The organism is Photobacterium sp. (assembly GCF_057456235.1).
The window spans coordinates 1-21,919 of sequence record NZ_JBVCPH010000007.1 but is presented as its reverse complement, the minus strand read 5'-3'; the positions used below and the strand labels follow the sequence as shown (position 1 = coordinate 21,919).

General features: G+C 45.6%; 37 protein-coding genes. All 37 read left to right on the top strand.

What is annotated here, in order from left to right; all coding sequences use genetic code 11:
- Positions 1-38: 38 nt before the first annotated feature.
- The 37 genes from AC2204_RS09580 to rplQ all read left to right on the top strand — a co-directional run bounded on the left by AC2204_RS09580 (position 39) and on the right by rplQ (position 21,141).
- A complete protein-coding gene (locus tag AC2204_RS09580; RefSeq protein WP_413466693.1) occupies positions 39-728 on the top strand; it encodes a helix-turn-helix transcriptional regulator in 690 nt (229 codons plus the stop codon).
- Positions 725-1,117: a sulfurtransferase complex subunit TusD gene (gene tusD / locus AC2204_RS09575; protein ID WP_318925274.1), complete on the top strand. Its 393-nt coding sequence runs from the start codon at positions 725-727 to the stop codon at positions 1,115-1,117. Before AC2204_RS09580 ends, tusD begins: the two co-directional genes overlap by 4 nt.
- A 23-nt stretch (positions 1,118-1,140) precedes the next feature.
- On the top strand, positions 1,141-1,497 hold the full coding sequence (tusC, locus tag AC2204_RS09570; protein WP_318925273.1) for a sulfurtransferase complex subunit TusC: 357 nt from the start codon (positions 1,141-1,143) through the stop codon (positions 1,495-1,497).
- A gap of 7 nt (positions 1,498-1,504) precedes the next feature.
- On the top strand, positions 1,505-1,798 hold the full coding sequence (gene tusB, locus AC2204_RS09565) for a sulfurtransferase complex subunit TusB (RefSeq protein WP_318925272.1): 294 nt from the start codon (positions 1,505-1,507) through the stop codon (positions 1,796-1,798).
- A 179-nt stretch (positions 1,799-1,977) separates the two neighbouring features.
- Positions 1,978-2,352: a 30S ribosomal protein S12 gene (rpsL, locus tag AC2204_RS09560; protein ID WP_107283411.1), complete on the top strand. Its 375-nt coding sequence runs from the start codon at positions 1,978-1,980 to the stop codon at positions 2,350-2,352.
- Positions 2,353-2,443: 91 nt separating this feature from the next.
- A complete protein-coding gene (gene rpsG, locus AC2204_RS09555) occupies positions 2,444-2,914 on the top strand; it encodes a 30S ribosomal protein S7 (protein WP_318925271.1) in 471 nt (156 codons plus the stop codon).
- Between the two features lie 78 nt (positions 2,915-2,992).
- Positions 2,993-5,089: an elongation factor G gene (gene fusA, locus AC2204_RS09550; RefSeq protein ID WP_318925270.1), complete on the top strand. Its 2,097-nt coding sequence runs from the start codon at positions 2,993-2,995 to the stop codon at positions 5,087-5,089.
- Positions 5,090-5,192: 103 nt separating this feature from the next.
- A complete protein-coding gene (gene tuf, locus AC2204_RS09545; RefSeq protein WP_318925269.1) occupies positions 5,193-6,377 on the top strand; it encodes an elongation factor Tu in 1,185 nt (394 codons plus the stop codon).
- A gap of 281 nt (positions 6,378-6,658) precedes the next feature.
- A complete protein-coding gene (bfr, locus tag AC2204_RS09540) occupies positions 6,659-7,129 on the top strand; it encodes a bacterioferritin (RefSeq protein WP_318925268.1) in 471 nt (156 codons plus the stop codon).
- Positions 7,130-7,518: 389 nt separating this feature from the next.
- Positions 7,519-7,830, top strand: a complete 312-nt coding sequence (gene rpsJ / locus AC2204_RS09535) for a 30S ribosomal protein S10 (RefSeq protein WP_005501283.1) — start codon at positions 7,519-7,521, stop codon at positions 7,828-7,830.
- Positions 7,831-7,843: 13 nt separating this feature from the next.
- Positions 7,844-8,473, top strand: coding sequence for a 50S ribosomal protein L3 (rplC, locus tag AC2204_RS09530; RefSeq protein WP_107283406.1), 630 nt, complete (start codon positions 7,844-7,846; stop codon positions 8,471-8,473).
- A gap of 16 nt (positions 8,474-8,489) precedes the next feature.
- Positions 8,490-9,092, top strand: coding sequence for a 50S ribosomal protein L4 (gene rplD / locus AC2204_RS09525; protein WP_107283405.1), 603 nt, complete (start codon positions 8,490-8,492; stop codon positions 9,090-9,092).
- A complete protein-coding gene (rplW, locus tag AC2204_RS09520) occupies positions 9,089-9,391 on the top strand; it encodes a 50S ribosomal protein L23 (RefSeq protein ID WP_107283404.1) in 303 nt (100 codons plus the stop codon). Before rplD ends, rplW begins: the two co-directional genes overlap by 4 nt.
- Positions 9,392-9,409: 18 nt before the next feature.
- Complete coding sequence (gene rplB / locus AC2204_RS09515; protein WP_318925267.1) at positions 9,410-10,234, top strand: 50S ribosomal protein L2; 825 nt, start codon at positions 9,410-9,412, stop codon at positions 10,232-10,234.
- Between the two features lie 20 nt (positions 10,235-10,254).
- A complete protein-coding gene (gene rpsS, locus AC2204_RS09510) occupies positions 10,255-10,533 on the top strand; it encodes a 30S ribosomal protein S19 (protein WP_107283402.1) in 279 nt (92 codons plus the stop codon).
- 10 nt (positions 10,534-10,543) lie between these two features.
- Positions 10,544-10,876, top strand: coding sequence for a 50S ribosomal protein L22 (gene rplV, locus AC2204_RS09505; RefSeq protein WP_107283401.1), 333 nt, complete (start codon positions 10,544-10,546; stop codon positions 10,874-10,876).
- Between the two features lie 19 nt (positions 10,877-10,895).
- A complete protein-coding gene (rpsC, locus tag AC2204_RS09500) occupies positions 10,896-11,585 on the top strand; it encodes a 30S ribosomal protein S3 (RefSeq protein ID WP_107283400.1) in 690 nt (229 codons plus the stop codon).
- A gap of 11 nt (positions 11,586-11,596) precedes the next feature.
- Positions 11,597-12,007, top strand: coding sequence for a 50S ribosomal protein L16 (gene rplP / locus AC2204_RS09495; RefSeq protein WP_318925266.1), 411 nt, complete (start codon positions 11,597-11,599; stop codon positions 12,005-12,007).
- On the top strand, positions 12,007-12,198 hold the full coding sequence (gene rpmC, locus AC2204_RS09490) for a 50S ribosomal protein L29 (protein ID WP_107283398.1): 192 nt from the start codon (positions 12,007-12,009) through the stop codon (positions 12,196-12,198). Before rplP ends, rpmC begins: the two co-directional genes overlap by 1 nt.
- Positions 12,198-12,452: a 30S ribosomal protein S17 gene (gene rpsQ / locus AC2204_RS09485; protein ID WP_318925265.1), complete on the top strand. Its 255-nt coding sequence runs from the start codon at positions 12,198-12,200 to the stop codon at positions 12,450-12,452. The genes rpmC and rpsQ overlap by 1 nt, the downstream gene beginning before the upstream one ends.
- Positions 12,453-12,615: 163 nt before the next feature.
- Positions 12,616-12,987 (top strand): 50S ribosomal protein L14, encoded by a 372-nt coding sequence (gene rplN, locus AC2204_RS09480; RefSeq protein ID WP_075762918.1) that lies wholly within the window; start codon positions 12,616-12,618, stop codon positions 12,985-12,987.
- A gap of 12 nt (positions 12,988-12,999) precedes the next feature.
- Positions 13,000-13,314 carry a 50S ribosomal protein L24 gene (rplX, locus tag AC2204_RS09475; protein ID WP_107283396.1) on the top strand — a complete coding sequence of 105 codons (315 nt, stop codon included), beginning with the start codon at positions 13,000-13,002 and terminating at the stop codon, positions 13,312-13,314.
- Between the two features lie 15 nt (positions 13,315-13,329).
- Positions 13,330-13,869: a 50S ribosomal protein L5 gene (gene rplE / locus AC2204_RS09470; RefSeq protein WP_107283395.1), complete on the top strand. Its 540-nt coding sequence runs from the start codon at positions 13,330-13,332 to the stop codon at positions 13,867-13,869.
- Positions 13,870-13,884: 15 nt separating this feature from the next.
- On the top strand, positions 13,885-14,190 hold the full coding sequence (gene rpsN / locus AC2204_RS09465) for a 30S ribosomal protein S14 (protein WP_107283394.1): 306 nt from the start codon (positions 13,885-13,887) through the stop codon (positions 14,188-14,190).
- A gap of 35 nt (positions 14,191-14,225) precedes the next feature.
- Positions 14,226-14,618, top strand: coding sequence for a 30S ribosomal protein S8 (gene rpsH / locus AC2204_RS09460; protein WP_107283393.1), 393 nt, complete (start codon positions 14,226-14,228; stop codon positions 14,616-14,618).
- A 12-nt stretch (positions 14,619-14,630) separates the two neighbouring features.
- Positions 14,631-15,164 carry a 50S ribosomal protein L6 gene (rplF, locus tag AC2204_RS09455; protein ID WP_318925264.1) on the top strand — a complete coding sequence of 178 codons (534 nt, stop codon included), beginning with the start codon at positions 14,631-14,633 and terminating at the stop codon, positions 15,162-15,164.
- 9 nt (positions 15,165-15,173) lie between these two features.
- Entirely contained in the window at positions 15,174-15,527 is a 354-nt protein-coding gene (gene rplR, locus AC2204_RS09450) for a 50S ribosomal protein L18 (RefSeq protein WP_318925263.1), read from the top strand.
- A gap of 12 nt (positions 15,528-15,539) precedes the next feature.
- Complete coding sequence (gene rpsE, locus AC2204_RS09445; protein WP_318925262.1) at positions 15,540-16,037, top strand: 30S ribosomal protein S5; 498 nt, start codon at positions 15,540-15,542, stop codon at positions 16,035-16,037.
- Positions 16,038-16,042: 5 nt separating this feature from the next.
- Positions 16,043-16,222, top strand: coding sequence for a 50S ribosomal protein L30 (gene rpmD / locus AC2204_RS09440; protein ID WP_107283389.1), 180 nt, complete (start codon positions 16,043-16,045; stop codon positions 16,220-16,222).
- Between the two features lie 5 nt (positions 16,223-16,227).
- Complete coding sequence (gene rplO / locus AC2204_RS09435; protein WP_107283388.1) at positions 16,228-16,662, top strand: 50S ribosomal protein L15; 435 nt, start codon at positions 16,228-16,230, stop codon at positions 16,660-16,662.
- Between the two features lie 22 nt (positions 16,663-16,684).
- Entirely contained in the window at positions 16,685-18,010 is a 1,326-nt protein-coding gene (secY, locus tag AC2204_RS09430; protein WP_107283387.1) for a preprotein translocase subunit SecY, read from the top strand.
- A 25-nt stretch (positions 18,011-18,035) separates the two neighbouring features.
- Complete coding sequence (gene rpmJ, locus AC2204_RS09425; RefSeq protein WP_005417265.1) at positions 18,036-18,149, top strand: 50S ribosomal protein L36; 114 nt, start codon at positions 18,036-18,038, stop codon at positions 18,147-18,149.
- Positions 18,150-18,294: 145 nt separating this feature from the next.
- Positions 18,295-18,651, top strand: coding sequence for a 30S ribosomal protein S13 (gene rpsM / locus AC2204_RS09420; RefSeq protein ID WP_107283386.1), 357 nt, complete (start codon positions 18,295-18,297; stop codon positions 18,649-18,651).
- Between the two features lie 19 nt (positions 18,652-18,670).
- A complete protein-coding gene (gene rpsK / locus AC2204_RS09415) occupies positions 18,671-19,060 on the top strand; it encodes a 30S ribosomal protein S11 (protein ID WP_005370963.1) in 390 nt (129 codons plus the stop codon).
- A 27-nt stretch (positions 19,061-19,087) separates the two neighbouring features.
- Positions 19,088-19,708 carry a 30S ribosomal protein S4 gene (gene rpsD / locus AC2204_RS09410; RefSeq protein ID WP_107283385.1) on the top strand — a complete coding sequence of 207 codons (621 nt, stop codon included), beginning with the start codon at positions 19,088-19,090 and terminating at the stop codon, positions 19,706-19,708.
- Positions 19,709-19,731: 23 nt separating this feature from the next.
- A complete protein-coding gene (locus tag AC2204_RS09405; RefSeq protein WP_318925261.1) occupies positions 19,732-20,721 on the top strand; it encodes a DNA-directed RNA polymerase subunit alpha in 990 nt (329 codons plus the stop codon).
- A gap of 33 nt (positions 20,722-20,754) precedes the next feature.
- A complete protein-coding gene (rplQ, locus tag AC2204_RS09400; RefSeq protein ID WP_107283383.1) occupies positions 20,755-21,141 on the top strand; it encodes a 50S ribosomal protein L17 in 387 nt (128 codons plus the stop codon).
- Positions 21,142-21,919 lie beyond the last annotated feature (778 nt).

Genomic DNA, 21,919 nt, shown 5'->3' with positions numbered 1-21,919 from the left:
GAACAGTGGTCTCTACAGATAACTTTGGTTCTGATGTCATGATTGAAAGTGACTTGGTTGAAAGTCGCGCTTTCACTGAGCACGACTATATTGTTTTACACTCTTATGAAGCAGTGGTTGATGGCCTGGCGGCATTGATCGGTCCGTTTTGTGAGATCGTATTGCATTCATTAGCGGATCTGAATACGTCGGCAATCAAGATTGCCAACGGTGAAAATACCGGGCGTAAGGTCGGATCGCCAATTACCGATTTGGCGCTGCGGATGTTACGGGATATTGAAGGGTCAGAACGTAATTTTTCTCGTGCTTATTTCACGCGGGCAAAAGGCGGTGATTTGATGAAGTCAATCACCATTGCCATTCGTAACGGTGAAAAGCGGATCATCGGTTTGTTGTGTATTAACATCAACCTCGATGCTCCTTTCTCACAAATTCTGCAATCTTTCATGCCTACCGATGAGGCGAAGCATGCGGCTTCAACGGTCAACTTTGCCAGCGATGTTGATGAGTTGGTGGATCAGACTGTCGAACGTACGATTGAAGAAATTAATGCTGATAAAGGCGTATCGAACAACGCCAAAAACCGGCAAATTGTGATGGAGTTGTACGATAAGGGCATTTTCGATATTAAAGATGCCATTAATCGGGTTGCTGACCGCTTGAATATCTCCAAACACACCGTGTACCTCTATATTCGTCAGCGAAAAACTGAGGATGGCGAAAAATGACCTTGAATTATGTCTTGGTGGTTGATGGTCCGGCATATGGCCGCCAATCGGCTCGTTCAGCCTATCAATTTGCGCTGGCGGTAATCGATCAGGGGCATCGACTGTCCCGGATCTTTTTTTATCAAGACGGTGTTTATAATGGTTCTGCGCTGACAGCTCCCGCGTCGGATGAATTTGATCTGGTTGCCGCCTGGCAACAGCTGTCCGCAGAACATAATATTGAGTTGCAAACCTGCGTTGCAGCGGCATTGCGTCGTGGCATTGTGAGTGCGCAAGAGGCTGAACAGAATCAGCTGCCGGGCAATAATCTGGCGGCAGGATTTGAATCGGCAGGACTGGGCGGTTTGGCGGAAGCGCTGCTGACTGCTGATCGTGTGATTCAATTTTAAGTGCCCTATTTTAAGAGAGCAACATGAAACCGTTAGGCTTTGTATTCCGAAGTGCCCCGCATGGTAAGAGCTGTGGTCGGGAAGGTCTTGATGCGGTATTGGCCACATCAGCCTACAGTGAAGATTTACATTTGTTCTTTCTTGACGACGGGGTTTTTCAGCTCCTGAACAAGCAGCAGCCTGCCGCCATTCTATCCCGCGATTATATCGCAACATTCAAAATGCTCGATTTATACGATATTGAGAATATTTATGTGTGTCGGCGCTCAATGGCGGAGCGGAGGATGGCAAAAGAAGAATTGATCATTGATGCGGCCGTCCTGGATGAAGCCGAAATAACGATAAAATTGCAACATTGCCAACGCATACTAAGCTTCTGAGGGCGACATGCTACATACCATCACAACATCCCCTTTTCATACCCAGTCTTTGCAAAGCTGTCTACGCTATATAAGCCAAGATGATGAGATTTTATTGCTCCAAGATGCAGTAATCGCCGGATTAAGAGAAAATTTCTGGTGTGAGGCAATAAAAAATTCAGGTGTAAAAATTTATTTACTGAAAGAAGATCTCTCGGCGCGAGGAATTATTGAAAAAGTAGATTGTTGTTTTGAAGTTATTGATTACAAAGGTTTTGTATCGCTTTCCGTCAAGCATGAAACACAGATGAATTGGGCCTGAAATCGCGCTTTATACGGCATGGCCTGTCAATTTTTATGATTGTTTAAGAAATGATCACATCATTGATCGTTGTATACATCTTGACACCCTATTGTGCGACGCCTAAAATTTCGCGTCCTCCTGTTGTTGGGAGGCAGATTTTTCACATTTTACGAAAGTAATATTTCAGGAGCTATTTAATGGCAACTATTAACCAGCTGGTTCGCAAGCCACGTGTAAAGCAAGTTGTAAAAAGCAACGTGCCTGCGCTAGCAGCGTGCCCGCAAAAGCGTGGTGTATGTACTCGTGTTTACACTACTACACCTAAAAAACCGAACTCCGCACTACGTAAAGTATGTCGTGTTCGTCTGACTAACGGCTTTGAAGTTACTTCATACATCGGCGGTGAAGGTCACAACCTTCAGGAGCACTCAGTTGTTCTTATCCGTGGTGGTCGTGTTAAAGATTTACCAGGTGTGCGTTACCACACCGTTCGTGGTGCACTTGACTGTGCAGGCGTTAACGACCGTAAGAAAGGTCGTTCTAAGTACGGTGTTAAGCGTCCTAAGTCTTAATGGATTCCGTTAAGTAAGGCCAAACATTTAAATTATTTTGAAAAAACTGAAAAGTTTTGGATAACCTGAAGAAGACAACGGAGATATATCCATGCCACGTCGTCGCGTAATCGGTCAGCGTAAAATTCTTTCAGATCCTAAGTTCGGATCTGATCTGCTGGCAAAATTCGTTAACATCCTTATGGTTGACGGAAAGAAATCTACTGCAGAAAAAATCGTTTACACTGCACTAGATACTATGGCTGAGCGTTCTGGTGAAGAATGTTTATCTGTATTCGAAAAAGCTCTTGAAAATGTACGTCCATCGGTAGAAGTTAAATCTCGCCGTGTGGGTGGTTCAACTTACCAGGTGCCTGTAGAAGTACGTCCAGTACGTCGCAACGCACTGGCTATGCGCTGGTTAGTTGATGCTGCGCGTAAGCGTGGTGAAAAATCTATGGCTCAGCGTCTAGCAGGCGAAATGCTTGATGCGGCTGACAACAAAGGTACTGCTGTTAAGAAACGTGAAGACGTTCACCGTATGGCAGACGCGAACAAAGCGTTCGCACATTACCGCTGGTAATAGCAAATGGACACAGCAGGCGATTCCTGCTGTGTCTAAACCATACTCTAAGGTTAACCTTAGTAAGAGGATACAACCGTGGCTCGTAAAACGCCTATCGAGCGCTACCGTAATATCGGTATCTGTGCTCACGTCGACGCCGGTAAAACAACGACTACCGAGCGTATCCTGTTTTATACAGGCCTATCTCACAAGATCGGTGAAGTACACGACGGCGCTGCTACTATGGACTGGATGGAGCAGGAGCAGGAGCGTGGTATCACTATCACATCCGCTGCGACTACTACGTTCTGGCGTGGTATGGACGGTCAGTTTCCAGAGCATCGCGTAAACATTATTGATACCCCGGGACACGTTGACTTCACTATTGAAGTTGAACGTTCTTTGCGCGTACTCGATGGTGCTGTTGTAGTTTTCTGTGGTGCTTCCGGTGTTGAGCCGCAGTCTGAGACCGTATGGCGTCAAGCTGATAAGTATGAAGTGCCGCGTATGGTTTTCGTCAACAAGATGGACCGTGCTGGTGCAGACTTCCTTCGGGTTGTTGACCAGATTAAGAACCGTCTTGGTGCGAACCCAGTGCCAATCCAGCTTAACATTGGTGCTGAAGAAGAATTTAAAGGTGTAATCGACCTGATCAAAATGAAGACCATTAATTGGTCGGAAGAAGATCAAGGTATGACTTTCACCCATGAAGACATCCCAGCAGAGCTGCAAGACCTTGCTGATGAATGGCGCATGAACTTAGTTGAGTCAGCGGCAGAAGCTACTGAAGAACTAATGGATAAATACCTTGAAGAAGGTGAGCTGTCTGAAGAAGAAATTAAGGCAGGTCTTCGTCATCGTACCCTGAACAATGAAATCGTGCTGGCAACGTGTGGTTCTGCTTTTAAGAACAAAGGTGTTCAGGCAGTACTGGATGCAGTTATCGATTACCTCCCTTCACCAACCGAAGTGAAAGCTATCAAAGGTGAAGACGAACGAGGTAATGCTGTTGAGCGTCATTCAAGCGATGACGAACCTTTCTCAGCACTTGCGTTTAAAATCGCAACCGACCCGTTCGTTGGTACATTGACGTTCATGCGTGTTTATTCAGGTGTTGTAAACACTGGTGATACCGTCTTCAACTCTGTGAAAGAGAAACGTGAGCGTTTTGGTCGTATCGTTCAGATGCACGCGAACAAACGCGAAGAGATCAAAGAAATCCGTGCCGGTGATATCGCTGCGGCAATTGGTCTTAAAAGCGTAACTACTGGTGATACTCTGTGCGACCTGAATGACAAAGTTATTCTTGAGCGGATGGAGTTTCCTGAGCCAGTAATTCAGATCGCGGTTGAGCCAAGATCGCAAGCTGATCAAGAAAAGATGGGTGTCGCGCTGAGTAAGCTGGCGGCAGAAGACCCATCTTTCCGAGTGGAAACCGATGATGAATCAGGCCAGACGTTAATTTCTGGTATGGGTGAACTTCACCTTGATATCATCGTTGACCGTATGAAGCGTGAATTCAGCGTTGACTGTAACGTGGGTAAACCTCAGGTTGCTTATCGCGAAACTATTCGTGGTAAAACAGAAGTTGAAGGCAAGTTTGTACGTCAATCCGGTGGCCGTGGTCAGTTTGGTCATGTTTGGCTTAAGATTGAACCGTCTGAACCTGGTGAAGGTTTCGTCTTCGTTGATGAAATCGTCGGCGGTGCTGTACCAAAAGAGTTTATTGGTTCAGTATCTAAGGGTATCGAAGAGCAAATGAAGAATGGTGTGCTTGCGGGCTACCCTGTTCTTGACGTGAAAGCGACGCTGTTCGATGGCTCTTATCACGATGTTGACTCCAGCGAAATGGCGTTTAAAATCGCAGGTTCAATGGCATTCAGGAAAGGTGCGCTAGAAGCAAACCCTGTTATTCTTGAACCCATGATGAAAGTTGAAGTAACGACTCCTGAAGACTGGATGGGTGATGTGGTTGGCGATCTTAACCGTCGCCGCGGCATGATCGAAGGTATGGATGATGGCCTCGCGGGCCTTAAAATCATTCATGCTAAGGTCCCTCTGTCTTCAATGTTTGGTTATGCAACTGACTTACGTTCTGCAACTCAAGGCCGTGCGTCTTACTCGATGGAATTTCATGAGTACTTTGAAGTTCCTAAGAACATTGCAGATGGCATCATCGCAGAGCGCACATAATTGAATTATTTGCGTCAACTGCGGTTGGCGCATTAAAATACAAACTTCGGACGCGTCCCCTAACCTAGTAGGGGGCGTATCTTAACTAGGAAGGAACACGATTGTGTCTAAAGAAAAATTTGAACGCGTAAAACCGCACGTTAACGTTGGTACCATTGGCCACGTCGATCACGGTAAAACAACTCTAACTGCAGCTATCTGTACTACTCTTGCAAAAGTTTACGGCGGTGTTGCTAAAGATTTCGCATCTATCGATAACGCTCCAGAAGAGCGCGAGCGCGGTATCACAATCTCTACTTCTCACGTAGAGTACGATACTCCAAGCCGTCACTACGCACACGTTGACTGCCCAGGACACGCCGATTATGTTAAAAACATGATCACAGGTGCTGCTCAAATGGATGGTGGTATCCTAGTTGTTGCTGCAACTGATGGCCCTATGCCTCAGACGCGTGAGCACATCCTTCTTGGTCGTCAGGTTGGTATCCCTTACATCATCGTATTCATGAACAAATGTGACATGGTTGATGATGAAGAGCTACTAGAACTAGTAGAAATGGAAGTTCGTGAACTTCTTTCTGAGTACGATTTCCCAGGTGATGACTGCCCAGTAATCATGGGTTCTGCACTAGGCGCACTTAACGGTGAAGCTCAGTGGGAAGAGAAGATCATTGAACTAGCTGAAGCTCTAGATAACTACATCCCAGAGCCAGAGCGTGCAATCGATCTACCATTCATCCTTCCTATCGAAGATGTATTCTCAATCCAGGGCCGTGGTACTGTTGTAACGGGTCGTGTTGAGCAAGGTATCGTTCGCGTAGGTGACGAAGTTGCAATCATCGGTATCAAAGACACTATCACTACTACATGTACTGGTGTTGAGATGTTCCGTAAGCTTCTTGACGAAGGCCGTGCTGGTGAGAACGTTGGTGTTCTTCTACGTGGTACTAAGCGTGACGAAGTTGAACGTGGTCAGGTTCTTGCTAAGCCAGGTTCAATCACTCCACACACTACTTTCACTTCAGAAATCTATGTTCTTTCTAAAGATGAAGGCGGTCGTCACACTCCTTTCTTCAAAGGTTACCGTCCACAGTTCTACTTCCGTACAACTGACGTAACGGGTACTATTGAACTGCCAGAAGGCGTTGAAATGGTAATGCCTGGTGATAACATCTCTATGACTGTTACTCTAATCGCGCCTATCGCGATGGACGAAGGTCTACGTTTTGCTATCCGTGAAGGTGGCCGTACAGTTGGTGCTGGTGTTGTTGCTACAATCGTTGCTTAATTTGCAATAATTGAACGACACAGAAAGGGAGCCTAAGGGCTCCCTTTTTTTATGCCTGTAAATTAGTACTGTGTAGTAAGGAGTTAATTGCTCGAACCTGACTGATATCGACCCACTTTGAGATCGAAATTCGGGAACTGTATCGGTATGGTCCAGAAGGTCATCGAGCCGGTATTTATCATAAGCGACAAAAATCGAGTCAATCTTGGCTCTCTCTCTTTTGACACTCTTGAAATTGGTTCTACTATTAAAAGACCTGAAAAAAAAGTATCCCCCTTCTCATGAAAACCGACCCGAAAATCATTAAATACCTCAACGAAGTGCTGGCCAATGAATTAGTCGCCATCAACCAATACGCCCTGCATGCAAGAATATATAAGGAATGGGGCTTAACGCGTCTTGCCAACAAGGAATCGCATGAATCGCGAGATGACAGGAAGCATGCCGAGCACTTGATTAAACGCATCCTGTTGTTAGGTGGATTGCCGGATCTGCCCGATTTAGGCAAGCTCAATATTGGTGAAGATCCCCAGGATATGCTGGAGTGCGATTTAGCGTTGGAGATGGCTGCGATGCTCGATCTAAATGATGCTATTGCTTATGCTGAAAAAGTTCATGATTACGTTACCTGTGACTTGTTTCGGGATATCCAGCAAAAAGAAAAAGAGCATGCTGATTGGTTTGAAACCCAGCTAGACCTGATTGAAAAAATAGGGAATGCGAATTATAGCCAGACACAAATTTCAGGTTAAAGCCAGCGTACAAGTTCAGTGTCGATACCCTAACAACGTATTGATGAAATAAGATAGGGAAGCCTAATGATGGACTTCCTTTCAGATCAGATCGGTTTTCGTAACTCGAACGATTATTTATCGATCAAGGCTTGCGCTTAAAAGTGTGATCTGTATAATGCACGCCACTGTCTCGTTAAAGATAGTTGTGAACCAATAAGCGTTGAGGAAGAAGTCGCTCATAAACGACTTGGTAATGTATACTCTGACTTATGTTCGCAGTCATTAAATTGACTGACAACGTACCCAAAAGGGGTACTACGGTTTCACATAAATCAATCGACATTCCCTCGTTTAACTGAGCGTGAATGGCGATATTGTTTGTGTAAATTTTACTGGAGCTCTGTCTCATGCAGAACCAACGTATTCGTATCCGCCTAAAGGCGTTCGATCACCGTTTGATCGACCAGTCTACTGCGGAAATCGTTGAAACAGCTAAGCGTACTGGCGCGCAGGTTCGTGGTCCTATTCCACTACCGACTCGCAAAGAGCGCTTCACTGTTCTTATTTCTCCACACGTCAATAAAGATGCACGTGATCAGTACGAAATCCGTACTCACAAGCGTCTTATCGACATCGTTGAGCCTACAGATAAAACTGTTGATGCTCTAATGCGTCTAGATCTAGCTGCTGGCGTTGACGTCCAGATCAGCCTAGGTTAAGGGGAGATAAGAAATGATTGGTCTAATCGGTCGTAAAGTGGGCATGACCCGCATCTTTACCGAAGATGGCGTTTCTATCCCAGTAACAGTGGTTGAAGTTGAAGCTAACCGTGTAACTCAAGTTAAAACACTTGAAACTGACGGTTACAATGCAATTCAGATCACTACTGGTGCTAAGAAAGCTAACCGTGTATCTAAGCCAGAAGCAGGTCACTTCGCAAAAGCGGGTGTTGAAGCTGGTCGCGGTCTTTGGGAATTCCGTCTAGATAATGGTGAAGAGTTTGCAGTTGGCGCTGAGCTAAATGTTGAACTGTTCAACGAAGTTAAAAAAGTAGACGTTACTGGCACATCTAAAGGTAAGGGCTTCCAAGGCGCAATTAAGCGTTGGAACTTCCGTACTCAAGATATGACCCACGGTAACTCCTTGTCTCACCGCGCTCCGGGTTCAATTGGCCAATGTCAAACTCCAGGTCGTGTATTTAAAGGCAAGAAAATGGCTGGTCACATGGGTGCTGAGCGTGTAACGACTCAAAACCTAGAGATCGTACGTGTTGACGCTGAGCGCAATCTGCTTCTTATTAAAGGTGCGGTACCGGGCTCAACAGGTGGCAACGTGATCGTTAAACCAGCTGTTAAAGCGTAAGGTCGAGGAGTTAGTAATGGAATTGGTAGTCAAAGGCGCTGATGCGCTCACTGTCTCCGAAACTACTTTTGGACGTGATTTCAATGAAGCTCTAGTACATCAAGTGGTTGTTGCTTATGCAGCAGGTGCTCGTCAAGGTACTCGTGCTCAGAAAACTCGTTCTGACGTTTCTGGCGGTGGTGCTAAACCATGGCGCCAGAAAGGTACAGGCCGTGCACGTGCAGGTACTATTCGTAGTCCGCTATGGCGCACAGGTGGTGTAACTTTCGCAGCTCGTCCACAGGACCACAGCCAGAAAGTTAACAAAAAAATGTACCGCGGTGCTATGAAGAGCATTCTTTCTGAGCTAGTTCGTCAAGAGCGTCTAATCGTTGTTGATAATTTCTCTGTAGAAGCACCAAAAACAAAAGAACTAGCAGCAAAGCTTAAAGAGCTTGATCTGACTGATGTTCTAATCGTAACTGGCGAATTAGATGAGAATCTATTCCTTGCAGCACGTAACCTTTACAAGGTAGACGTTCGTGATGCAGCGACAATCGACCCAGTTAGCTTGATCGCTTTCGACAAAATCGTGATGACTGCAGCAGCAGTTAAACAAGTTGAGGAGATGCTAGCATGATCACTGAAGAGCGTATTTTAAAAGTTCTCCGTGCTCCGCACATTTCTGAAAAAGCAACGACTGCTGCTGAAAACGCGAATACAATCGTGTTCAAAGTAGCAATTAATGCAACGAAGAAAGAGATCAAAGCGGCAGTTGAAAAACTGTTCGAGGTTGAAGTTAAGTCTGTAAATACTCTTGTTGCTAAGGGTAAGACCAAACGTCAAGGTGCACGTGAAGGCCGTCGTAATGACTGGAAAAAAGCGTATGTTATCTTGAAAGAAGGTCAAGACATCGACTTCGCTGGTAGTGCAGAGTAAGGCTAGGAGCAAAGAAGAATGGCTATTGTTAAATGTAAGCCGACTTCCCCGGGTCGTCGCCACGTAGTTAAAGTGGTTAACTCTGACCTGCATAAGGGTAAGCCGTACGCACCACTACTAGAGAAAAAATCTAAGTCTGGTGGTCGTAACAATAACGGTCGTATCACAGTACGTCACATCGGTGGTGGTAACAAGCAACACTACCGTATGATCGACTTTAAACGTACTAAAGATGGTATCCCAGCGAAAGTTGAGCGTTTGGAATATGATCCAAACCGTAGTGCGAACATCGCGCTAGTGCTTTACGCTGACGGTGAACGCCGTTACATCATTGCACCAAAAGGCATCCAAGCTGGTGATCCAATCCAGTCTGGCGCTGATGCTGCGATCAAAGTTGGTAACACGTTACCAATGCGCAACATCCCAGTAGGTTCAACTGTACACTGTGTTGAGCTTAAGCCTGGTAAAGGTGCTCAGCTGGCTCGTTCAGCTGGTGCATACGCTCAGATCATTGCACGTTCAGGCACATATGTGACTCTACGTCTGCGTTCTGGTGAAATGCGTAAGGTTCTTTCTGAAGGTCGTGCGACCCTAGGTGAAGTTGGTAACGCAGAACACATGCTACGTGAGCTAGGTAAAGCTGGTGCTTCACGCTGGCGCGGTGTTCGTCCAACTGTACGTGGTGTTGTAATGAACCCAGTTGACCACCCACACGGTGGTGGTGAAGGTCGTACATCTGGTGGCCGTCACCCAGTTACACCTTGGGGTGTTCCTACGAAGGGTTACAAAACTCGTAAGAACAAACGTACCGACAAGTACATCGTACGTCGTCGTAATAAGTAATAATTATCAGAGGATAAGCCATGCCACGTTCTCTCAAGAAAGGTCCTTTCATTGACCTGCACTTGCTGAAGAAGGTAGAGAAAGCGGTGGAAAGCGGAGACAAGAAGCCTGTTAAGACTTGGTCCCGTCGCTCAATGATCATCCCACAGATGATCAATTTGACCATCGCTGTCCATAATGGTCGTCAGCACGTTCCTGTTTTCGTTTCTGAAGAAATGATCGGTCACAAGCTAGGCGAATTTGCACCAACACGTACTTATCGCGGCCATGCTGCAGATAAGAAAGCTAAGAAGCGCTAAGGAGTAGGTAATGGAAGCTATCGCTAAACATCGCTTTGCTCGCATTTCGCCGCAGAAAGCTCGTTTGGTTGCAGATCAACTGCGCGGTAAGCCAGTTGCTCAAGCTCTAGAAATTCTTCAGTTCAGCAACAAAAAAGCTGCTGAACTAATCAAGAAAGTTCTAGATTCAGCTATCGCTAACGCAGAACACAACGAAGGCGCAGACATTGATGATCTTAATGTTGCTAAAATCTTCGTTGACGAAGGTCCTACCATGAAGCGTATTATGCCTCGTGCTAAAGGCCGTGCCGATCGCATCTTGAAGCGTTCTAGCCACATCACTGTTGTTGTAGCAGACCGCTAAGAGACTAGGAGAGAAAGCAATGGGTCAGAAAGTACATCCTAATGGTATTCGTCTAGGCATCGTTAAGCCTTGGAATACCACTTGGTTTGCTAATAGCCAAGAGTTCGCTGACAACCTAGACGGCGACTTCAAGGTACGTCAGTTTCTTACTAAAGAACTGAAAAAAGCGTCTTTATCACGTATCGTTATCGAGCGTCCTGCTAAGAGCATCCGTGTGACTATTCACACTGCTCGTCCAGGCATCGTTATCGGTAAGAAAGGTGAAGACGTTGAAAAGCTACGCGCTCGCGTGTCTAAGATCGCTGGTGTTCCAGCTCAGATCAACATCGCAGAAGTACGTAAGCCTGAGTTAGACGGTCAACTGGTTGCAGACAGCATTTCGTCTCAGCTAGAGCGTCGCGTTATGTTCCGTCGCGCTATGAAGCGTGCAGTTCAGAACGCAATGCGTCTTGGCGCTAAGGGTATCAAAGTTCAAGTAGGTGGTCGTTTAGGCGGCGCTGAAATCGCACGTTCTGAGTGGTACCGTGAAGGTCGTGTACCTCTACACACTCTTCGTGCTGACATTGATTACGCAACTTCTTCGGCTCACACCCAATACGGTGTAATCGGCGTTAAAGTTTGGATCTTCAAAGGTGAAGTTCTAGGCGGTATGCCAGTTGCAGAGCCAAAGGCTGACAAGCCTAAGAAGCAACGCAAAGGCCGTAAATAAGGAGTTTATTGATGCTGCAACCTAAACGCACTAAATTCCGCAAGACTTTTAAAGGTCGTAACCGCGGTCTAGCGAACGGTACTGATGTAAGCTTCGGTACTTTTGGTCTTAAAGCTGTTGGCCGTGGTCGTTTGACTGCACGCCAAATTGAAGCTGCACGTCGTGCTATGACTCGTCATGTTAAACGTCAAGGCCAAATCTGGATTCGAGTTTTCCCCGACAAGCCTATTACAAGCAAGCCGTTGGAAGTTCGTCAGGGTAAGGGTAAAGGTAACGTTGAGTACTGGGTAGCCCAAATCCAACCAGGTAAAGTTCTTTATGAAATGGATGGTGTTCCTGAAGCACTAGCACGTGACGCATTTGAACTTGCTGCACGTAAGCTACCTATCAAGACAACATTTGTAATTAAGGCGGTAATGTGATGAACGCTGTAGATCTACGCGCAAAAAGCGTTGAAGAACTGAATGCTGAACTTGTGGGCCTACTACGTGAACAGTTCAACTTGCGTATGCAAGCTGCAACTGGTCAGTTACAGCAGACTCACAATCTGAAAGCTGTACGCCGTGATATCGCACGTGTTAAAACCGTTCTGACTGAAAAGGCTGGCGCATAATGAGCGAAGAAACCCGTATTCAGCTCGGTCGTGTAGTTAGTGACAAGATGGACAAGTCTATCGTTGTTGCTATCGAACGCATGGTGAAACATCCGATTTATGGTAAGTTCATCAAACGTACGACTAAGCTTCATGCACACGATGAAAACAACGAATGTGGCCTAGGCGACACAGTTGAAGTTCGTGAATGTCGTCCACTGTCTAAGACTAAGTCTTGGACTCTGGTACGCGTCGTTGAAAAAGCTCGCATTTAAGCGAATTTGACAACGAAATGATCAAGCGGCCCTGAATAAATTTAGGGTCGTTTATTTTTTGTCTACCCATCGGTCGAAAATGGTGTTATTATTCGCCGCCTTTGAAGTAAAGGCATTCCGACCCGCGATGGGTCTAGATGTTTAAAATAAGCGGAGCACTAACATGATCCAAATGCAAAGTACGCTTGACGCAGCCGATAACTCCGGCGCTCGTCGCGTAATGTGTATTAAGGTTCTGGGTGGTTCTCACCGCCGTTACGCACACATCGGTGATATCATCAAGATTACTGTGAAAGAAGCAATTCCTCGCGGTAAAGTTAAAAAAGGTGATGTTCTGAAGGCGGTGGTTGTACGCACCCGTAAAGGCGTTCGTCGCCCGGACGGCTCTGTCATTCGCTTCGACCGTAATGCTTGTGTATTGTTGAACGATACTACAGAGCAACCAATCGGTACTCGTATTTTTGGCCCAGTGACGCGTGAACTTCGCAATGCGAAATTCATGAAAATCGTTTCACTAGCGCCTGAAGTGCTGTAAGGAGTAACTAAAATGGCAGCTAAAATCCGTCGCAACGACGAAGTTATCGTTCTTACCGGTAAAGATAAAGGTAAGAAAGGTAAAGTAACTAAGGTTCTAGCAACCGGTAAAGTTATCGTTGAAGGTATTAACCTTGTTAAAAAACACCAGAAGCCTGTACCGGCAATGGGTGTACAAGGTGGCATCGTTGAACAAGAAGCAGCTATTGATGTTTCTAACGTTGCAATCTTCAATGCTGAAACCGGTAAAGCAGACCGTGTAGGCTTCCGATTTGAAGACGACAAAAAAGTTCGTTTCTTTAAGTCTAATAGCGTAACTATTAAGTAAGTTTGGAGTAGTACTATGGCGAAACTGCATGATTACTACAAAGAGACTGTTGTAAAAGAGCTTGCTGACAAGTTCGAATACAAGAGTATCATGCAAGTCCCAAGGATCGAAAAAATCACACTGAACATGGGTGTGGGTGAAGCGATCAACGACAAGAAGCTTTTAGAGAATGCTGCTGCTGACATGACTGCTATTGCAGGTCAGAAGCCGCTAATCACTAAAGCTCGTAAGTCTGTTGCTGGCTTTAAGATCCGAGAGGGCTACCCTATTGGCTGTAAAGTAACTCTACGTGGCGAACGCATGTGGGATTTCTTCGAGCGTCTAATTTCAATTGCTGTTCCTCGTATCCGTGATTTCCGTGGTCTAAACCCGAAATCATTTGACGGTCGTGGTAACTATAGCATGGGCGTTCGTGAGCAGATCATCTTCCCAGAAATCGATTACGATAAAGTAGATCGTATCCGTGGTCTTGATATCACGATTACAACTTCTGCTAGTTCTGATGAAGAAGCTCAAGCTCTGTTATCTGCTTTTAACTTCCCATTCCGTAAGTAAAAGTAAGGGTTACTAATGGCTAAAGAATCAATGAAGGCGCGTGAAGTTAAACGTGCCAAGCTTGTAGCTAAGTTCGCTGAAAAGCGTTCGGCGCTAAAAGCTATTATTAGTGACGTGAATGCGTCTGAAGAAGATCGCTGGAATGCAGTGCTTAAGCTTCAGTCTCTACCACGCGATTCTAGTTCGTCTCGTCAGCGTAACCGCTGTAACCAGACTGGACGTCCACACGGCTACCTACGTAAGTTTGGTCTTAGCCGTATCAAGGTTCGTGAAGCTTGCATGAAAGGCGAGATTCCGGGTCTGCGTAAGGCTAGCTGGTAATCAGCTGCCAATTTAGAATCACGGAGTATTGACTTATGAGCATGCAAGATCCGATCTCGGATATGCTGACCCGTCTTCGTAACGGTCAGGCAGCGAAAAAAGTTGCTGTTAAAATGCCATCTTCTAAACTGAAAGTTGCTATTGCAACTCTTTTGAAAGAAGAAGGTTTTGTGGCTGACTACACTGTTACTGGTGAAGTTAAGCCTGAGCTAGAAGTTACTCTTAAGTACTTCGAAGCTAACCCAGTTATCGAGCAAATCCAACGTGTATCACGTCCAGGTCTGCGCATCTACAAGAAAAAAGGTGCGTTACCATCAGTGATGGGTGGTTTGGGTATTGCTGTTGTTTCCACTTCCAAGGGTCTTATGACCGACCGTGCTGCTCGTAAAGCCGGCCTTGGCGGTGAGATTATCTGCTACGTAGCTTAATAGGAGTAGGACATGTCTCGTGTTGCAAAAGCACCTGTAGTTATTCCTGCCGGCGTAGAAGTTAAACTCAACGGCCAGGAAGTTACTGTTAAAGGTCCTAAGGGCGAACTAGTTCGCACTTTTAACCCGGCAGTAGTTTTTTCTCAGGAAGAAAACACACTTACTTTCGGTCCACGCGAAGGTGTTGCTAACGCTTGGGCACAAGCAGGTACTGCTCGTGCACTAGTTAACAACATGGTTGTTGGTGTTACTGAAGGCTTTACTAAGAAGCTAACCCTTAAAGGTGTCGGTTACCGTGCGAACGTTGCTGGTAGCACTGTTAACCTTACTTTGGGCTTCTCGCATCCAGTTGCGCATGAATTGCCAGCCGGTATGAAAGCTGAATGTCCTTCACAAACTGAAATCGTACTTACGGGTACCGATAAGCAGATTGTTGGTCAGGTAGCGGCTGAAATTCGCGCTTACCGTAGCCCTGAGCCTTATAAAGGCAAAGGTGTTCGTTACGCCGACGAAGTCGTGCGTACTAAAGAAGCTAAGAAGAAGTAAGGTAACACTATGGATAAGAAAGTTTCTCGTATCCGTCGTGCGACCCGTGCACGTCGTAAGATTGCTGAACTTGGCGCGACTCGTCTGGTTATACACCGTACTCCACGTCACGTGTATGCTCAGGTAATCGCCCCGAATGGCTCTGAGGTTATCGCTTCAGCTTCTACCGTAGAAAAAGCGATCCGTGAGCAAGTTAAGAGCACCGGTAACAAAGACGCTGCTTCAGCTGTAGGTAAAGCTATTGCTGAGCGCGCGATTGAAAAAGGCGTCTCTAGCGTTGCATTCGATCGTTCTGGTTTCCAATACCACGGCCGTGTAGCTGCACTAGCAGAAGCTGCTCGTGAAGCTGGTCTGAAATTCTAAGGTAGGCGGAAGATGGCTAACGAAAAAACACAATCAGATTTGCATGAAAAGCTGATCGCTGTTAACCGTGTATCAAAGACGGTTAAAGGCGGACGCATTTTCAGCTTTACTGCACTAACAGTAGTTGGTGACGGTAACGGTCGCATCGGTTTTGGTTACGGTAAGGCACGTGAAGTACCTGCTGCAATCCAAAAATCAATGGAAAAAGCACGCCGTAACATGGTTACTGTCGCGCTTAACGACGGTACTCTACACCACGCTGTTAAAGGTCGCCACACTGGTTCTAAAGTGTATATGCAACCTGCATCAGAAGGTACAGGTATCATCGCCGGTGGTGCTATGCGTGCAGTGCTAGAGGTTGCGGGTATCCGTAACGTACTAGCTAAAGCATACGGTTCTACAAACCCAATCAACGTTGTTCGCGCAACAATTGATGGTTTGAGTGGTATGAACTCTCCAGAAATGATCGCTGCGAAGCGTGGTCTTTCTGTTAAAGAAATTCTGGAGTGATAGACATGGCTAAGACAATTAAAGTAACACAGACAAAGAGCTCTATCGGTCGTTTACCGAAGCATAAAGCATCTTTGCGTGGCTTAGGCCTTCGTCGTATCAACCACACTGTTGAGCTTGAAGATACTGCCTGCGTACGCGGCATGATCAACAAAGTTCACTACATGGTTAAAATTGAGGAGTAATCAGAATGCGTTTGAATACTCTATCACCGGCTGCGGGTTCTAAGCCTTCTGCGAAGCGCGTAGGTCGTGGTATCGGTTCTGGTCTGGGCAAAACTTGTGGCCGTGGTCACAAAGGTCAGAAATCACGTTCAGGTGGTTCTGTGCGTCCAGGCTTTGAAGGCGGTCAAATGCCTTTGAAACAGCGTCTACCAAAATTCGGTTTTACTTCTCGTAAGAGCTTGGTAACAGCTGAAGTTCGTCTAGCAGAACTAGCGAAACTTGAAGGTGACGTGATTGATCTAGCTACATTGAAAGATGCAAACATTATCACTAAGAACATTAAATTTGTAAAAATTGTTCTTTCTGGTGAAATTGCACGTTCAGTGACAGTTAAAGGTCTTCGCGTGACTAAAGGCGCTAAAGCTGCAATCGAAGCTGCCGGCGGTAAAATCGAGGAATAATTAACTCGAGGATGAGGTACAGATGGCTAAACAACCAGGACAAGATTTTCGTAGCGCACAAGGTGGCCTAGCAGAGCTTAAGACTCGCCTTTTATTCGTATTAGGTGCTATCTTGATTTTCCGAGCAGGCTCTTTTGTGCCTATTCCTGGTATTGACGCTGCTGTACTTGCCGATCTGTTCGAACAGCAAAAGGGTACCGTCATTGAACTGTTTAACATGTTCTCTGGTGGTGCACTTGAGCGTGCTTCTATCTTAGCGTTGGGCATTATGCCGTATATTTCGGCTTCTATTATTGTCCAACTGCTAACGGTAGTTCATCCGGCCTTGGCCGAATTGAAGAAAGAGGGTGAATCTGGTCGTCGTAAGATCAGCCAGTACACTCGCTACGGCACGCTTGTTTTGGCAACCTTCCAAGCAATTGGTATTGCGACGGGGTTACCAAGTATGATCCCTGGCCTGGTCATTAATCCGGGCCTTGGATTCTACTTTGTTGCAGTTGTGAGTTTGGTTACTGGTACCATGTTCTTAATGTGGTTAGGTGAGCAAATTACAGAACGCGGCATTGGTAATGGTATATCGGTGATTATTTTCACTGGTATCGTTGCAGGTTTGCCACCGGCTATTGGACAGACCGTAGAGCAAGCACGTCAAGGTGAATTGCACGTACTTCTTCTACTGTTAATTGCAGTAATTTCTTTCGCTGTGATTTATTTCGTAGTGTTTATGGAGCGTGGTCAGCGTCGTATCGTCGTTAACTATGCCAAGCGTCAGCAAGGCCGTCGTGTTTTTGCCGCGCAAAGCACTCACTTGCCATTGAAAATTAATATGGCAGGGGTAATTCCAGCGATTTTTGCATCAAGCATTATTCTGTTTCCAGGCACACTGGCTCAGTGGTTTGGTCAGAACGAAAACCTAGGTTGGTTAAGTGATATTTCACTTGCACTAAGCCCAGGTCAGCCGCTTTATGTAATGCTTTATGCGACTGCGATTATTTTCTTCTGTTTCTTCTATACCGCGTTGGTGTTTAACCCTCGCGAGACAGCTGATAACTTGAAGAAGTCTGGTGCATTCGTACCTGGTATTCGCCCGGGTGAACAGACCTCGAAGTATATTGATAAAGTGATGACACGTTTAACCCTAGCGGGTGCGTTGTATATTACCTTTATTTGTCTGATCCCCGAGTTCATGATGATTGCATGGAATGTCCGCTTCTATTTTGGCGGTACATCACTACTTATCGTAGTCGTTGTAATCATGGACTTCATGGCTCAAGTTCAGACACATATGATGTCTCAACAATATGAGTCAGTATTGAAAAAGGCTAATCTTAAAGGCTATGGCCGTTAAGATCATCCATTTACGGAGTTTAGCAATGAAAGTTCGTGCTTCCGTTAAGAAAATCTGCCGCAACTGCAAAGTTATCAAGCGCAACGGTGTTGTGCGTGTAATTTGCGTTGAGCCTAAGCATAAACAGCGCCAAGGCTAATTAGCAGAAATATTTCTTGCAAATTGAAGGTAGGTTGGCTAAATTAGCCAACCAATCTTTTGTGTGTGCAAAAGAATTGTACCACCACTGCGTATCCTAAACGGGCTCTGCAGTGGTTATTCTTGTAAAGTACTAGGAGTGAATAGTGGCCCGTATTGCAGGCATTAACATTCCTGATCAGAAACACTCTGTAATCGCACTTACTGCGATTTACGGAATTGGTAAAACTCGTTCGAAGGCTGTTTTAGCTGAAGCGGGTATTGCTGAAGATGTTAAGATCAGCGAATTATCTGAAGAACAGATCGATCTACTGCGTGATGGTGTAGCTAAATACACAGTAGAAGGTGATCTACGTCGTGAAGTTTCTATGAACATCAAGCGTCTTATGGACCTTGGTTGTTACCGTGGAATCCGTCACCGTCGCAGTCTACCTCTACGTGGACAGCGTACTAAAACCAACGCACGTACCCGTAAAGGTCCGCGCAAGCCGATCAAAAAATAATCGGATAAGGTAGAGTACAATGGCAAAGCAACCAACTCGCGCTCGTAAGCGCGTACGCAAGCAAGTAGCTGATGGCGTAGCGCACATCCATGCTTCTTTTAATAACACAATCGTAACCATTACAGACCGTCAAGGTAATGCTCTTTCTTGGGCTACTGCAGGTGGTTCAGGTTTCCGCGGTTCTCGTAAATCTACTCCGTTCGCTGCACAGGTTGCTGCTGAGCGTTGTGGTGAAATGGCCAAAGAATATGGCGTTAAGAACCTGGAAGTTATGGTTAAGGGACCTGGTCCTGGTCGTGAGTCTACAATCCGTGCATTAAATGCAGCGGGTTTCCGTATCACTAACATTGTTGATGCGACTCCGATCCCTCATAACGGTTGTCGTCCACCTAAGAAACGTCGCGTATAACGTTTCTAGGAATATTGGAGAAAGAACATGGCAAGATATTTGGGTCCTAAGCTGAAGCTTAGCCGTCGCGAAGGCACTGACTTATTCCTTAAGTCAGGCGTACGTGCGATTGATACCAAGTGTAAAATTGATAACGCGCCGGGCCAACATGGTGCTCGTCGTGGTCGTCTGTCTGACTACGGTGTTCAGCTTCGTGAGAAGCAGAAAGTTCGTCGTACATATGGCGTATTAGAAAAACAATTCCGTAACTACTATAAAGCAGCTGCACGCCTTAAAGGCAACACAGGTGAAAACCTGCTTCAGCTTCTTGAAGGTCGTCTTGATAATGTTGTTTACCGCATGGGTTTTGGTGCTACACGCGCTGAATCACGTCAGTTGGTAAGCCACAAAGCGATCCTAGTTAACGGTACAGTCGTAAACGTTCCTTCTTTCAAGGTAGCGGCAAACGACGTTGTTAGCATTCGTGAGAAAGCTAAGAACCAAGCACGCATTAAAGCAGCTCTTGAAGTTGCTACTCAGCGTGAACTACCGACTTGGGTCGAAGTAGACAGCAGCAAACTGGAAGGTACGTTCAAACGTCTTCCAGAACGTTCTGATTTGTCTGCCGACATCAACGAACACCTGATCGTCGAGCTTTACTCTAAGTAAGGCTATAGTTAAGAGAGGACACAATGCAGGGTTCTGTAACAGAATTTCTTAAGCCGCGTCTTGTTGATATCGAACAAGTTAGCTCGACGCATGCAAAAGTAACTCTAGAGCCACTAGAGCGTGGTTTTGGCCACACTCTAGGTAACGCTCTTCGTCGCATTTTATTATCTTCAATGCCAGGTTGTGCTGTAAGTGAAGTTGAAATCGACGGTGTGTTACATGAGTACAGCACCAAAGAGGGAGTTCAGGAAGATGTTCTCGAAATCCTTTTAAACCTTAAAGGTCTAGCCGTTAAGGTTGAGGGTAAAGATGAAGTTATCCTTACTCTGAACAAATCTGGTGCAGGCCCTGTTGTTGCAGGTGACATCACCCATGATGGTGATGTTGAGATTGCGAACCCAGAGCACGTAATCTGCCACCTAACTGATGACAATGCTGAAATTAGCATGCGCATCAAGGTAGAACGTGGTCGTGGCTATGTACCGGCTTCTGCTCGAATTCACACTGAAGAAGACGAGCGTCCAATTGGTCGTCTGTTAGTTGATGCAACTTACAGCCCTGTGGACCGTATCTCATACGCCGTAGAGGCAGCACGTGTTGAACAGCGTACTGATCTTGATAAGCTTGTGATAGATATGGAAACTAACGGTACGCTTGATCCTGAGGAAGCTATCCGTCGTGCAGCAACTATTCTTGCTGAACAACTGGATGCATTCGTAGATCTTCGTGATGTACGAGTTCCTGAAGAGAAAGAAGAGAAGCCAGAGTTCGATCCGATCCTACTGCGTCCTGTAGACGATCTTGAACTAACTGTTCGCTCTGCTAACTGTTTGAAAGCAGAAGCGATCCATTACATCGGTGATCTTGTTCAGCGTACTGAGGTTGAGCTTCTTAAAACGCCAAACCTTGGTAAGAAGTCTTTGACTGAAATCAAAGACGTGCTGGCATCGCGTGGTCTTTCTCTGGGCATGCGCCTTGAAAACTGGCCGCCAGCATCAATCGCTGAAGATTAATAGTTACTGATATCTAGTTAGAAGGATTAGGTCATGCGCCATCGTAAGAGTGGTCGTCAACTCAACCGCAACAGCAGTCATCGTAAAGCGATGTTCAGCAACATGGCTAGCTCTCTGGTACGTCACGAAATTATCAAGACTACCTTGCCAAAAGCAAAAGAGCTACGTCGCGTAATTGAGCCATTGATTACCCTAGCTAAGACAGACAGTGTTGCTAACCGTCGTCTTGCATTCGCACGCACTCGTGATAACGAAGTGGTAGCGAAACTATTTAACGAATTAGGTCCACGCTTCACTAAGCGTCCAGGTGGTTACACTCGCATTATGAAATGCGGTTTCCGTACTGGCGATAAAGCCCCAATGGCTTTCATCGAGCTTGTAGATCGTCCTGAAGCACAGGAAGAAGCTGCTGCTGAATAAGCAAAAGCGCGTTAAATTAAAAAAGCCGAGTCTTAGACTCGGCTTTTTTTTTCCTGAATATCCTGACATATTATTTCCAATGGCCAACAATTGAAACCATTCATAATATTGAGCGGAAATATCCACCTGTCCGTGTATATATTCAGAATATACAGATCATTTAGAAACGAAATCAGCAAGTTTAATCAGACCATATTTAGAGTATGAAGACTTGGTGAGCCCTTCGCTTTGTGTGCTATACCGTCCTACATTATTTTGCTGTAACACGATCAATTATGATCAATACTATCACACAGTAGAAATTGACTCTTACCGTCGTGTAAAAGACGGAGGTAATGATCTCTGTAGGCTATTGTTGTTAAAGTAGCCTAAAAGTCGTTATATGGTTGCTATTCGGTCACTTGGTGTTTATTTTTATATTTTCCCTTGCCAATGTCAAATGACCCCCTATAATGCCGCCTCACCGATACGGATAGCGCCTTCTTCTTATAAGAAGTTTGCAAGCCTTCGGTAGGATGAAAGTCCAGTGAAAATTAAGTTTTAAAAAGTGTTTGACACGTTAACTTAATTCGCTAGAATGACCGTCCACTTAATGATGGAGTGCGATACTGAATTGTATTAGCTTCCTAGTTAAGTTTGTTCTTTAACAATTTGACCATGCAATCTGTGTGGGCACTCGTGAAAAAGTTAAGTCGAAAGATTTATCAATGAACTGAGTGACCGAACAGTATGATTCCTGCAGAGGAATGATATTGGCACAGTCAATTTATGCTTCAAC